Annotated in this window: 14 protein-coding genes; 9 read left to right on the top strand and 5 right to left on the bottom strand. The window is 63.0% G+C overall.

Features of this window, described 5'->3' with window-relative positions; translation table 11 throughout:
* Window positions 1-79: 79 nt before the first annotated feature.
* Together FBZ90_RS04630 and FBZ90_RS04635 are read left to right on the top strand one after the other, a co-directional pair.
* Window positions 80-673, top strand: coding sequence for a peptidoglycan recognition protein family protein (locus FBZ90_RS04630; RefSeq protein WP_145729844.1), 594 nt, complete (start codon window positions 80-82; stop codon window positions 671-673).
* Window positions 667-1,068, top strand: coding sequence for a hypothetical protein (locus FBZ90_RS04635; protein ID WP_145729845.1), 402 nt, complete (start codon window positions 667-669; stop codon window positions 1,066-1,068). Before FBZ90_RS04630 ends, FBZ90_RS04635 begins: the two co-directional genes overlap by 7 nt.
* Here FBZ90_RS04635 and FBZ90_RS04640 read toward each other — a convergent pair.
* A complete protein-coding gene (locus tag FBZ90_RS04640) occupies window positions 1,062-1,694 on the bottom strand; it encodes a gamma-glutamylcyclotransferase (RefSeq protein WP_246130150.1) in 633 nt (210 codons plus the stop codon). The genes FBZ90_RS04635 and FBZ90_RS04640 overlap by 7 nt on opposite strands.
* Window positions 1,695-1,884: 190 nt before the next feature.
* On the opposite strand from FBZ90_RS04640, the gene FBZ90_RS04645 reads away from it, so the two are divergent.
* The gene (locus FBZ90_RS04645; protein WP_145729846.1) at window positions 1,885-2,967 is read left to right on the top strand and encodes a DUF2125 domain-containing protein; all 1,083 of its coding nucleotides are present in this window, start codon (window positions 1,885-1,887) and stop codon (window positions 2,965-2,967) included.
* Between the two features lie 151 nt (window positions 2,968-3,118).
* Here FBZ90_RS04645 and FBZ90_RS04650 read toward each other — a convergent pair whose 3' ends face one another.
* From FBZ90_RS04650 to FBZ90_RS04660, 3 genes are all read right to left on the bottom strand, one after another.
* Window positions 3,119-4,036, bottom strand: coding sequence for a prephenate/arogenate dehydrogenase family protein (locus FBZ90_RS04650; protein ID WP_145729847.1), 918 nt, complete (start codon window positions 4,034-4,036; stop codon window positions 3,119-3,121).
* Window positions 4,033-5,133, bottom strand: coding sequence for a histidinol-phosphate transaminase (hisC, locus tag FBZ90_RS04655; protein WP_145729848.1), 1,101 nt, complete (start codon window positions 5,131-5,133; stop codon window positions 4,033-4,035). Before hisC ends, FBZ90_RS04650 begins: the two co-directional genes overlap by 4 nt.
* A 292-nt stretch (window positions 5,134-5,425) precedes the next feature.
* Entirely contained in the window at window positions 5,426-6,289 is an 864-nt protein-coding gene (locus FBZ90_RS04660) for a chorismate mutase (RefSeq protein WP_145729849.1), read from the bottom strand.
* 211 nt (window positions 6,290-6,500) lie between these two features.
* Between FBZ90_RS04660 and metX the strand changes: the two genes are divergently transcribed.
* Both metX and metW read left to right on the top strand, forming a co-directional pair.
* On the top strand, window positions 6,501-7,628 hold the full coding sequence (gene metX / locus FBZ90_RS04665) for a homoserine O-acetyltransferase MetX (protein WP_246130166.1): 1,128 nt from the start codon (window positions 6,501-6,503) through the stop codon (window positions 7,626-7,628).
* A 4-nt stretch (window positions 7,629-7,632) separates the two neighbouring features.
* Window positions 7,633-8,268 (top strand): methionine biosynthesis protein MetW, encoded by a 636-nt coding sequence (gene metW, locus FBZ90_RS04670; RefSeq protein ID WP_145729851.1) that lies wholly within the window; start codon window positions 7,633-7,635, stop codon window positions 8,266-8,268.
* A 151-nt stretch (window positions 8,269-8,419) separates the two neighbouring features.
* On the opposite strand, the gene FBZ90_RS04675 is transcribed toward metW, so the two are convergent.
* The gene (locus FBZ90_RS04675; RefSeq protein WP_145729852.1) at window positions 8,420-9,010 is read right to left on the bottom strand and encodes a helix-turn-helix domain-containing protein; all 591 of its coding nucleotides are present in this window, start codon (window positions 9,008-9,010) and stop codon (window positions 8,420-8,422) included.
* A gap of 137 nt (window positions 9,011-9,147) precedes the next feature.
* On the opposite strand from FBZ90_RS04675, the gene FBZ90_RS04680 reads away from it, so the two are divergent.
* The 4 genes from FBZ90_RS04680 (at window position 9,148) to FBZ90_RS04695 (ending at window position 12,934) form a co-directional block, all read left to right on the top strand.
* Window positions 9,148-10,347: an MFS transporter gene (locus tag FBZ90_RS04680; RefSeq protein ID WP_145729853.1), complete on the top strand. Its 1,200-nt coding sequence runs from the start codon at window positions 9,148-9,150 to the stop codon at window positions 10,345-10,347.
* 20 nt (window positions 10,348-10,367) lie between these two features.
* Complete coding sequence (locus tag FBZ90_RS04685; RefSeq protein ID WP_145729854.1) at window positions 10,368-11,075, top strand: HAD family hydrolase; 708 nt, start codon at window positions 10,368-10,370, stop codon at window positions 11,073-11,075.
* 182 nt (window positions 11,076-11,257) lie between these two features.
* Window positions 11,258-12,250 (top strand): hypothetical protein, encoded by a 993-nt coding sequence (locus tag FBZ90_RS04690; protein WP_145729855.1) that lies wholly within the window; start codon window positions 11,258-11,260, stop codon window positions 12,248-12,250.
* Window positions 12,251-12,934 carry a methyltransferase domain-containing protein gene (locus FBZ90_RS04695; RefSeq protein WP_145729856.1) on the top strand — a complete coding sequence of 228 codons (684 nt, stop codon included), beginning with the start codon at window positions 12,251-12,253 and terminating at the stop codon, window positions 12,932-12,934.
* The last annotated feature ends 4 nt before the right edge of the window (window positions 12,935-12,938 follow it).

Below are 12,938 nucleotides of genomic sequence, written 5' to 3' on the forward strand. Positions count from 1 at the left end.
TTATTCCGATGCGCCTTGCCATCTGGGCGAGCGACCCTAGGTAGCATTTCCCAACCTGATTTTTTAGGGAATGTTAAAGATGGTGATAGACGACGATGGGTGGGTCATAGACCCCCGAGTAAAGAAAACGCCATTCTTTAATCTCAAGCACGGCTTGATATCTGTTATCCATGGAATAATAGTTCATCAAACCGCGAGCCCATCCGCTCAATCCACCTTCAATAGCTACAAATCAGCCGACCCAAACGGGGCTCATTTCTTAATAGACAAAGATGGCACCATCTATCAGACGGCTTCTGTTACCTGGAAACTGTGGCATGTTGGAATATTGAAGCCCAGATGTATTTTAACTTTGAGTTGCCCAGAGGTAGAAACTAAAGCATTAACCTCTAGGCCGTGGAACGCGATGACCGTCCATCGAATCGAGAAGGAAAAGAACTTTCCCGATAGATTTCCTATGAATGATGATGCGATAGGAATCGAACTAGTAGGTAGCACTATCGATAAATCAAAAGATGCGCACTACGAGCCAGCGACACAGCAACAAAACGACTCTTTAAAATGGCTCGTTTCGGAAATATCCATCAGATTTAGATTGCCGCCAACAGAGATTTGGCGCCACCCAGATGTCTCCTACAAGAGCACTCACGAGGCGGAGACCGCAAAATGGTAAATAATAAAATTTGCGTAATTGCCTTATCTATATTCTCCATTTCCACGACTGGAAACTGCAAACCAAAGTCATTTTCCGTAAAGTCAGTTATGGTCGAGGAAACTGGAATTTATCAAGAACAAATACCGAGCTACCTAAGCAAAGAAGCCTGCTCAAGATTCAAACCAACAAATAAGATGGTCTTCAATTGGATTAAGAAAGCAAAAGAGGTTAAACAATCCAGCTTCATGGAAACATCAACGATTACACAATGCTCTGCTAAAGGTCACCTAGTAACCAGTGACGGCAAAGAATATGCCTGGGAATTGGACCCTGGTGGCGGCGCCATTATCGACACCGCACCCTCATCGCCAACTGAAGCCGTTTATCTCATCGGGCCGATGATACCCTATTGAAGATTAACATCAATTCCTTGACCAATTACCCGTTCCACCAGCCCTTCCAGGTTACGGTCGCGGATGCCCAGTTCGTGCAGGTGCAGCACCGTGTTGACCAGATAATCCACGTTGCGCCCGCTCTCGCCCACGCCCTGGCGGATGAGGCGGGCGACCTCGTCCGGGGGCAGGCGGCCGCAATATTGCTCATGCCCACGCAGCACGGTGAAGGCCAGGGCGGCAACGCGCGCGCCATTGTCCAAGGCGGCGGTCAGCAGTCGCGGCTCATAGACCTCGTTCGGCATCTCCCGCTCCCACAGATAGTCCAGGACGCCAGGCGCATGGGCCGCCGTCACACGGTAGGCGATGCCGCGGCAGGCGCCGCCCCGGTCCAGCCCCAGCACGGCACCGGGGCAGGCGCGGGTGCCGCGATGAAGGAAGGAATAGACGCTGAAGCCCCTATGCCATCCCCGCACGGTGGCGCGCCGCCGCTCCTCAAAGGGGAAACCGGGGTTCCACATCAGGGAACCATATCCGAAGACCCAGATATCAGCACCAGCGGCGACGCCGATGGCACGGTAGGGAGCGGCGATTTCAGAAGACGATGAGGACAAGGCCGGCATGCCAGGCAGGGGAAACAGGGACACACCCTGAGCCTGGACGGCTTAGGCCCCCGCCGTCAACTGCCGGCATAAGGACGGAGGCTGGCATTCCGGCCGCATGATGCCGATCTATGACTGAAGGCCGCCGCGACGGCGCCGCCCTTGCCAAGCCCACCCGGGCCATGGCCTCATCGCCCCGGCGGCCAGCCCCGGCCGCCGCCTTTCGGGATTTCCCATGCGTATCCGTCCCCTGACGCTTGTCCTGTTCCTGGTGCTGGTCCTGGTCACCGGCTATGCCGTGTGGTGGCACCGCATGGCGACCCGGCTGTTGACCCTGCTGGACCACAGCGCCGACCTGGCCCGGACCGGGGGCGCCACCATCACCTATCAGCCGCCGACGCTGGGCGGCTTTCCCCTCAGCATCGCCATCACCGCCACCGACGTGAAGGTGGAAAAGCCGGATGGGCTCAGCTGGTCCGCCGACACGGTCAGGGCCTCCGCCCCCATCTGGCGCCTGGACGATGTCGTCCTGACCCTGCCCAAGGGCGGCCACGCCAGCCTGCCACATGAGGGCGTGCGACCGGCCCTGGACGCCACCGCCGCCATCGTCGGGGGCCGTGTCGCCCTGGACCTCGGCGCCGGCACCCCGCGCACGGTGCAGGTGAACCTGAGCCACGCCACCCTGACCGCCGCCGCCCTGCCGGCGCCGGAGGGAGACGCCGCCGGCGCGCCGCCACCGGCCAGCCTGGTGCCGGCCGGCAGCTATCCCATCGAAGGCCTGTCCATCACGGTGGAACGGCCCGCGACCCCACCCGCCGATCATACCGGCACGGGGCTGGGCCTGCGGCTGGACATCACCAACATGACGGTGCCGCCAGTGCGCAGCCTGGGCACCAAGCTGCAACGTCTGGTGCTGTCCGCCCGGGTGCAAGGTCCCCTGCCCGCCGCCCCCACGGCGGAAGCGGTGGCGCCCTGGTCCAAGGCGGGCGGAACGGTGGAACTGGACAGCCTGAAGCTGGATTGGGGCGACTTGCACCTGGCGGCCAACGCCACCCTGGCGCTGGACACCAGCCTGCAGCCCCAGGGATCGGGCACGGCCGAGCTTTCGGGCCTGGACAACCTGGTGGACGCGCTGCAGGACGGCGGTAGCCTCCACGGCAACCAGGCCCAATGGGCCCACCTGGGCGTGGCCTTGCTGGCCAAGCCCAAGGCCGACGGCGGCGCCCCCACCCTGAAGCTGCCCATCACGATGCAGAACCACAAGCTGCAGATCGGCCCGCTGACCGTGGGCCATTACCCCGACATCGCCTGGCGCTGAACCAGGTCGGATCATGGGCCAGCCCCCTCGCAGTTTCACCGGAGCGCAGCGACAAGGACGCGACCGCGTCCGCCGTAGCGAGTACCGAAGGGCGCAGCGAGGATAAGCCAAGGGGCGGATGCCCCGCCGGCGCTTGAGGCAAACGAACCGATCAAGCCTGCTTGGCGTCGATGATGGACCGGCGGATGGCGCGGGTGCGGGTGAACAGGTCGAACAGCTTGTCCCCCTCTCCCCAGCGGATGGCGCGTTGCAGGGCTGTCAAATCCTCGGTGAAGCGCTGGATCATCTCCAGCACCGCCTCGCGGTTGTTCAGGAAGATGTCGCGCCACATGACGGGGTCCGACGCCGCGATGCGGGTGAAGTCGCGGAAGCCGGAGGCGGAGAAACGGATCACCTCCGACTTCGTCGTCTCCTCCAGGTCCGTGGCCGTGCCGACGATGGTATAGGCGATCAGGTGCGGCAGATGGCTGGTGATGGCCAGCACCTGGTCATGGTGGCTGGCGTCCATGACCTCGATCTGTGAGCCGCAGGCGGCCCACAGCCGGCCCAGCCGGTCGACCGCCGCCGCGTCCGTGCCCGGCGGCGGCGTCAGGATCAGCCAGCGGCCGCGGAACAGCTCCTTGAAGCCGGCGTCCGGGCCGGAATGCTCGGTGCCGGCCAGGGGATGGCCGGGCACGAAATGCACGCCGTCGGGCACATGGGGCGAAACGTCGCGCACCACCGCCTGCTTGACGGAGCCGACGTCACTGAGCGTGCTGCCAGGCGCCAGGTGCGGGCCAATCAGGGCCGCCACGTCGGCATAGGCGCCCACGGGGGTGCACAGCACCACCAGGTCGGCACCGGCCACGGCCAGGGTCGCGTCGTTTTCCACCCGGTCGGCGATGGCGAGTTCCGCCACGCGGGCGCAAACGGCGTCCGACCGGTCGCAGGCCACCACTTCCCCCGCCAGGCCGCGATCCGCCATCAGGCAGCGCAGCAGGGAGGAACCGATGAGCCCCAGGCCAATGACACAGACGCGGTCGTACAGCGGGGTGTCGGGCGTGCCGGGAATGGTTTCGGGGGCGCTCATTTGCCGTTCACCCAGTCCGCCAGGCCGTCGACCACCGCCCGCATCTCATCCTCCAGCCCGATGGTGACGCGCAGGCAATGCGGCAGGCCGTAGGAGCCTACCTGCCGCACCAGGATGCCGCGCGATTTCAGCAGCTGGCGCGCACCCTCCGCGTCGGCGCGTTCGCCCGCCTGCTCCGCGAAGGAGATCAGGACGAAATTGGCGACGGAGGGATGGACCACCAGGCCCAGGGCCCGCACCTGCTCCACGAACCAGCCGCGCACCTGGGTGTTGTGCCGGCGGCTCCGCTCCAGGAACTCCACATCCTCCAGCGCCGCCAGGCCGGCGGCCTGGGCGCTGGACGCCACGTTGAAGGGGCCGCGCACCCGGTTCAGCACATCCGCGACAGCGGCCGGGCAATAGGCCCAGCCGAGGCGCAGACCGCCCAAGGCGAAAATCTTGGAGAAGGTGCGGGTCATGACGACGTTGCTGAATTCGTCGACCAGATCGGCGCCATCGGTATAGTCCGGCGCGTCGACATACTCGGCATAGGCCGCGTCGATGACCAGCAGCACGTTCTCCGGCAGCCCCGCGTGCAGGCGCCGCAGCTCATCCTTGTTCAGATAGCTGCCGGTGGGGTTGTTGGGGTTGGCGATGAAGATCACGCGGGTGCGGGGCGTGACGCGGGCCAGCAGGGCGTCCACGTCCGTCTTCAGGTCGCGCTCGGGGGCGGCCACCGGCGTGGCGCCGGCGAAGCGCGCGCTGATGGGATAGATCGCGAAGCCGTGGACGGTGTGCAGCACCTCATCGCCCACGCCGGCGTAGGCGCGGGTCAGCAACTGCAACACGTCGTCCGAGCCATTGCCGCAGACGATGCGCTCCGCATCCAGGCCGAAACGGCGGCCCAGGCCGGCGCGCAGGGCCTTCGAGCCGCCGTCGGGATAGCGGTGCATCTGCCCCGCCACGGCGGTATAGGCCGCGATGGCCTTGGGGCTGGGGCCCAGCGCCCCCTCGTTGGAGGCCAGACGGATCAGCCGCGACGCCCCCGGCGCATGCGCCTCGCCCCCGACATAGGCATGGATATCGAGAATGCCGGGGTTGGGAACGGGTGCGGACATGGTACGGCGTAACCTTCTGACAGGCGGTGGCGGTCTTCTTCTCGCGGGCGGCGGGTTCGGGATCAAACCCGCACGCAGGTAAGGATAGCTGTGAGTCTTATCAAAGCCTTATGCGAATCGGGGGCGCATGCCCTGCGCCGACGGGGCGCGACTCGGGCGGAAGTGTGAGCACGACTCGCAAGGCCTGCCCCCATCAGCCCGCGACTGCGGGCGCCGGAGATTTCCGCCAGCGGATGCTGGCGCCCGGCGACTTAGGGGGCATTTGAGCGTCCACGATCAAATGCCACACGCATCAGGCCTTCCTGGCTTCCAGCGTGATGGGCAGGGCGTAGGTGCCGACGGGCAGCGCCCGCACCAGCGCGTCGCCCAGCTTTTCCGCCAGGGTCCGCAGGCGCGGGTCGTCGATATCCACGAAATCCTCCACCTCGATCAGGTGAACGGAACCGCCGCCCCCCGGCAGGTGGAAGATGCGGAACCAGCCCACGGGCAGGCTGGCGGCCTCGATCATGTCCTTCAGGCGGCCGCGGCTCATGTCCTGCGACAGCTCCACGCCCAGCAGGGTGTGGTCCTGGCCCGTCGCCTCCAGCGGGACGGCGCCCAGGATCAGGGCGTCCCCGCCCTCCTTCTGGCCGGGACGGCGGCAGAAGGGCAGGCGGCCGATGATCTTGGGCGTCTTGGTGTCGTCGCTGATGAGGAAGCGCCACCAGGGGTCGGTGTCCTCCTCCTCCGGCATGGGCACGACGCCGACGGTGGCGCGGCCCTCCGCCAGGGCGCGCAGCACAGCCTGGGTGGTGTTGGCCGGCGCCAAGGGGGTGACGGTGCCGTAATGGTCGCGGGCGATGTCCCACAGGCGACGGTCGTCGTCGGGCGCATAGACGGCGACGGCGAACGGCCCCTGGATCAGGGTCATCGCGGCGATCATCTCCCGCCAGATGCGCACGATGGCCGCCACGGGCACACTTCCCTGGTGGCGGGCCACCAGGCGCCGCAGGATGCCTGCCTCCCGGCCCGGACGGATGAAGACCTTCTCGCCCGCCTTGGAGTGGGCGATACGCTCCACCACCCGGGCGCGCCGCATGATGAGGTCATGGATCGCCACATCGATTTCATCGATTTCGCGGCGTAAAGCGTCAACAGAGGGGGGCACAGGGGGCATGGACGGGTTCGGATTTGAGACCTGAAACGACTGAGTCTTAGAGCCTGCCCCCCGCAAAATCAAAGAAAACGTTGACTTGGGACGCCCCACCTTCCTAGTCATTCAGACTGGATTCGAAGGCCCCTTCATCATGATCACCCCGCCTGCCTACACGGATAGTTCCGGCACGGACAATACCGGCACCTCCCCCCTGGTCCTGCCGGGCAAGCGCATGGTGCTGGGGGCCGACCGGCCCATGCCCCTGGACGGCGGCGGGCAATTGGGCCCCTTCACCGTGGCCTACCAGACCTACGGCACCCTGAACGCCGACAAGTCCAACGCCATCCTGGTGTGCCACGCCCTGACGGGTGACCAATACGTGGCCGACCGCCACCCCATCACCGGCAAGCCCGGCTGGTGGGAGATGCTGGTGGGCCCCGGCAAGCCGGTGGACACCGACCGCTTCTTCGTCATCTGCAGCAATGTCATCGGCGGCTGCATGGGCTCGACCGGGCCGCACGACGTGAACCCGGCGACGGGCCAGCCCTACGCCATCGACTTCCCCGTCATCACCATCGGCGACATGGTGCGGGCGCAGACGCTGCTGATCGACGCGCTGGGCATCGACCAGTTGTTCTGCGTCATCGGCGGTTCCATGGGCGGCATGCAGGTGCTGCAATGGGCGGTGGCCCACCCGGAGCGGGTGTTCGCCGCCGTGCCCATCGCCACCGCCGCCCGGCATTCGGCGCAGAACATCGCCTTTCACGAGGTGGGACGCCAGGCCATAATGGCCGACCCGGACTGGCGCGACGGCGCCTATCAGCGGGCGGACACCAACCCGGCGCGCGGCCTGGCCGTGGCCCGCATGGCCGCCCACATCACCTATCTGTCCGAGGCGGCCCTGCACCGCAAGTTCGGCCGCAACCTGCAAAGCCGCCAGGCCATCACCTTCGGCTTCGACGCCGATTTCCAGGTGGAAAGCTATCTGCGCTATCAGGGGGCCAGCTTCGTCGACCGCTTCGACGCCAACAGCTATCTCTACATCACCCGGGCCATGGACTATTTCGACCTGGCGGCGGAACACGGCGGCCAGCTGGCCCAGGCCTTCCGCGTGAACGGGCGCGGCACGCCGGTGCGCTTCTGCCTGGCCAGCTTCTCCAGCGACTGGCTGTTCCCCACGTCCGAGTCGCGGGCGGTGGTGCACGCGCTGAACGCCGTGGCCGCCAATGTCAGCTTCGTGGAGATCGAGACGGACAAGGGCCACGACGCCTTCCTGCTGGATGAGCCGGAGTTCCATCAGGTCATGCGCGGCTTCATCAACGGCTGCGCCGACCATCGCGGCCTGAAACGGCGGGTCTGATCCCATGGACGCTTCGGTCATTCCCCCCCGCACCGACATCCGCGGCGACCTGCGCCGCATCGCCGACATGGTCAGCACGGGCGCCCGCGTGCTGGACGTGGGCTGCGGCGACGGCGCCCTGCTGGACCTTCTGACCCGGGAAAAGGGTGTCGACGGGCGCGGCATGGAACTGGGCATGGACGGTGTGCGCGCCTGCGTGTCGCGTGGCCTGTCCGTCATCCAGGGCGACGCCGATACCGACCTGAAGGACTATCCCAGCGACGCCTTCGACTACGTCATCCTGTCGCAGACGCTGCAGGCCACGCGCGACCCGCGCGGCGTGCTGCTGCAGATGCTGCGCATCGGCCGCCGCGTCATCGTCTCATTCCCCAATTTCGGCTATTGGCGGGTGCGCCTGGCCCTGCTGCTGACGGGGCGCATGCCGGTGACCGACCGGCTGGGCTTCCAATGGTGGGAAACGCCCAACATCCACTTCTGCACCATCGCCGACTTCACCGCCCTCTGCGCCGAGCTGGGCGGGGTGACGGTGGAGCGCAGCGCCATCCTGGACCATGACGGCCGCCAACTGACCAGCGACGCCACCACCTGGCGCGCCAACTGGTCGGGCGAGCAGGGGATTTTCCTGTTAAGAAGGGATTAGTTTCCCCTCCACCTCAAGCGCCGGGCGCCGGCGGCCGCCGACTTGGCTTGTCCTCCCTTTGTGGTCCGCTGCACTCCCCACAAAGGTCCGGCGGACCCGGTCGCGTCCTACAGCGGCCGGCGGCCGCTGGGGCCCCTGGGTCTCAAGCACGTCAGTCATCATAGGCGATGGTGTCGACCAGACGGGCGAAGCTGCCGTCCGACAGTTGGAAGCGCACCCAGCGGAAGCGGCTGGCGTAGATGCGCACCTCGGGTGAGCGGTTGGCCCGCGTCGTTATCACCAATTCCGGCGGTGCCGGCTCGAACCAGCCCCAATCGGCCAGCGTGGCCTCCGCCGCCCGGATTTCATCGCTGGCATAGGGCCAGAGCGAGGTGCCCAGCACCTCCGCCCGCGGCCGGCCGAAGTCGCGCTCCCGCCGCGCCGACACCGCCAGCAGGCGGTGGGTCAGGTCGCACACCAGGTGCACCGGCCCGTTCGCGTTGTTCACCAGCCGCGCCAGCTCCCGGTCGGCGGCGCTGTCCATCCCGGCCTGCATGAGCTGGCGGATGGCCGCCTGCTCCCCGGCATCGGGCGTCAGCGCCCCCGATTCCCAGCGGGACACGGTGGCCTGGGAGACGCCCAGCAGTTCGCCGGCATGGCTCTGCTTCATGCGTCGCAGGGTGCGCCAGAACCGCAACGACCGGCCCAGGTGCGGCCCGGCGATGCGCGGCAGCGTGTCGATGACGGCGGCGATGCTGGCCATGGTGCCTCCGTTGCCTGCCCGGACCGGCCATCCCGGCCGCACCCTGGGGCCGCATATCTTATTCACGCCGGACCCCGACCGGTCATGGCAAAAATAGTGCCCCGCCTGTCGCGGGGCAGGTCGTGGGTGGGGGCATCATGGGCGGAAGCTGGGTGAAGATCGTCTGGTTTTATGGTGTCGGCGTCATCGCCGCCGCCCAACTGGGCAAGATGTCGGCCCTGATCCCCCTCATCTCCCGCGACCTGGGGCTCAGCCTCACCGTGGCGGCCCTGGTGATCTCGCTGCTGGAAATCGGCGGCGCCGGCTTCGGCCGCATCGCAGGCGGGCTGATCCAGCGCGCGGGCCGCCGACCCGCCCTGCTGGCCGGCACCGCCCTCCTGGCCCTGGGCGGAATCGGCGAAAGCCTGGCGCAGGGCCCGGCGGCGCTGATCGCCTGGCGGGTGGTGGAGAGCGCCGGCTACCTCACCACCGTCATCGCCGCCCCCATGCTGATCCTGGAGACGGCGACCCCGCGCCAGCGCGGCGTGGCTCTCGCCCTGTGGAGCAGCTTCGTGCCCGTGGGCCTGGCCCTGGGCGCCATCCTGTCCGGCTGGGCGGCGGAGCTGTGGACCTGGCGCGGCGCCCTGTTCGGCGGCGGCGTGGTGGCAGCGGGCGCCCTGGCGCTGTCCCTGCCCATGACGGCGGGTGCCGGCGCGCGGGTGCGCGGCGCTGGTGCCAGCGGCAGCGGCCCCACCCGGCGGGCCTGGGCCCTGGCCCTGGGCTTCGGCTGCTACACCACCTTCGAGGTCGGCCTGCTGGGCATGCTGCCCACCTTCCTGGTGGACAAGGCCGGCGCCAGCGCCGACACCGCCGGCCTGATCACCGGCGTCGCCTCCTTCGCCACCGTGGCGGGCAGCGCGGTGGCGGGGTGGTGGAACCACCGCAACCACGGGCGGGACCTGGCGCGGGGCCCCTCCTTCGCCCTGATGGCGCTCAGCATCGTCCTGCCGGCCCTTATGCTGTTCATGGTGTTCGGGCCGGCGCCCGACCTCACCACCGCCGCCGGGGTGGTCGTCGCGCTCAACGCCCTGTCCGGCGTCTATCCCGGCCTGGCATTCGCCCTGCTGCCCGCCGTGGCCGGATCGGACCGGGGCCTGCCCGCCGCCAACGGCCTGCTGACCCAATTCGGCGCCAGCGGCTCCCTTATCGGGCCGCCGCTGTTCGCCGCCTTCGCCGGCCATTGGGGCTGGACCAGCGCCGCCGCCTGCGGCCTGGCCGCATCCCTGCTCTGCCTGGCCTTGATGCGGGCGGCGGGGGTATCGTCCCCTTCCGTCGCGGCCCCCGATCAAGCCGCCTGAGTTTCTTTGGAGTTCCGACTATGCCTGCCCTTCCTCCCCGGGTGATCGCTTTGGATGGCGACGACACGCTCTGGCACAACGAGGCCATGTTCTCGACCTCGTACGCCGAGTTCCGCGACCTGCTGCTGCGCCACAGCGACCTGGACCAAGCCACCATTGATGAGCGCCTGCTGCTGGTGGAGCGGCGCAACCTGGTGACCTACGGCTACGGCATCAAGGGTTTCACCCTGTCGATGATCGAGACCGCCCTGGAACTGACCGAGGGGCGCATCCCCGGCATCGCCATCGAGACGCTGGTGCAGCGCGGCCGCGCCATGCTGGCCCACCCGGTGGAGTTGATCGATGGTGCTGTGGAGGTCATCGAGACGCTGCGGGAGCGGGACCATGAGGTGTGGCTGATCACCAAGGGCGACCTGTTCGACCAGGAAAGCAAGATCGCCCGCTCCGGCCTGGCCGATCTGTTCCACCGCATCGAGATCGTGTCGGAAAAGGACGACGCCACCTATCGCCGTCTGCTGGACCGCCACGGCGTGGACCCCGCCGACTTCGCCATGGCCGGCAACTCCCTGAAGTCCGACGTGCTGCCGGTGGCGGCCCTGGGCGGCCAGGGTTTCCACGTGCCCTACCACACCACCTGGGCCCACGAGATGGTGTCCGGCCCGATTCCCTACCCCTATACCGAGCTCGCATCCTTACGTGAATTGCCGAGCGCGTTAGGGTCCAGGTAAGGAATCGACTCGGCTAGCTTGCCACTGACTTTAAAGGCGATTCGGGCTAACATATTCAAGATATTTTAAATTTCACTGCCATATGAAGGGAATGGAGTATGGGGACGCAATCCGTAAGGTCTGCCTGGAGAAGAGCGCTTTCATACCTAAAGAAATGCTTTCTATCAACCATAATCCCATCCATGTTCACGGCATTATTCCTTTTTATTTTATTTGTTTCGACAAGACATGTTTTTGATTTTAATATCGTCAATAGCCAATCTTATTTTGGAGATATTATATCAGCATCTTTAATAAATATAGTCGCTTATATATCTGATATAATAAAATCTCTTTTTCCATGGCCATTTGTTTTTTTAGTTGCCTTTATTTCTATTGTATACTCACAATCTGCAGTGACATTCATGTTTGGCATTCTCCGATTTGTACGGAAAATTAAAATTCTCGGAACTGAGTTCGAATTGGGAGATGTGGTAAAGCGCCAGATCGAGGGGGCCGCAAAGGAATTGGCGGATACAATAAACTCCTACTCGAGAGACGCAGATATTAAGATCAAGAGCGCCGCCTACGAGCGTAGAATATATGAAACCATGTCTTATTTCGTCGATAATCATATCGCGCCGTACTTACAGAATGGTGTCGAGACTGGAAATTTTCGATGCACAATATACGTTCAAGACTATATAACGAGCACAAATCTCTATCAACTTGTTGAATATTTTCCGAGAAAAAATAAAAAAAAGACGGCCGGTCGCGTATTTTCTGATAGATATGGGATTATTGGAAAGATATGGCGCTCAGAAACCAGTCAGGTTGTTGGGAACCTTTTTCATCAAAACCCATCGCACAATAGTAAAAGTCAAGACGAGAAAATTCATATCATAATGAAGGACTGGGGAATGCACAAAGACGAGGCGGAAAATGCTATAAAGAAGCCGTCTTATCTGTGCGCACCGATTTTCACACCGGATAGCGGAAAAAAAATTGGCTTGATATTTATGGACTCTGAAGAGAAGGATACTTTTTTGAACGGCAATATCATGGAATCCAATAAAGAAGAGATCACACAAGAACTTCAAAACCATATAAACGATACATTTGGGAGAAAATTAGCAGAGATGGAGGATGAATTCTCTTCACTACGAATTCTCGTCGATCTGAAGCGGGGCCTCTAAATGAGCTATAACGATATAGGCTTAGAATACTATGATCCCGTTGCCCATCCAACTTGCCACAACTTCCGCGAGGCGGGCATTAGGCTTATTTCCCATTTCCTCTCCGAGACTCCAGGAGAATTTGGTAAAATCTTGGAGATTGGCTGCGGAATGTCCATAATTGAAGAAATAAAACCGATCAAGATTAGCAAAAAATCTCACGTTGTTCTTAGTGATTTAAATATAAATATGATCAGTCACTCAATGAATCTAAAATCAATGAATATTGATATAGTTCTATGCGACGCTGGGAAGTTGCCTTTTAAGAACAGATATTTTGATTTGGTGATTTCGAACCTCGGAGATCCATATAATGGTCGAAATATGTGGGAATCAGTTAATTCAATCCTACATCACGGCGGCATGTTCATGTACACCACACCGTCTATCGAGTGGGCTAACAGCTTTAGATCAGGTCGGAAGGAAATATCAGACAAAGCATATTTCCAAAAGAAGGACGGATCTGATCTCTACCTGCCATCAAACATTATGACGGATGATGAAATCGTTAAATTGGCGGAAGATTCGGGTTTCAGAATGCTTTCCATTGAAAAATTTGAGAACATTCACCTGCTCAAAAAGCCTATTTCTCCTAAATTATCCCATGGAACGCCATTTGTAACTTTATATGCCTGCGTGAAGTAACTCA

The organism is Nitrospirillum pindoramense (genome assembly GCF_007827955.1).
GTDB classification, from domain to species: Bacteria; Pseudomonadota; Alphaproteobacteria; order Azospirillales; family Azospirillaceae; genus Nitrospirillum; species Nitrospirillum amazonense_B.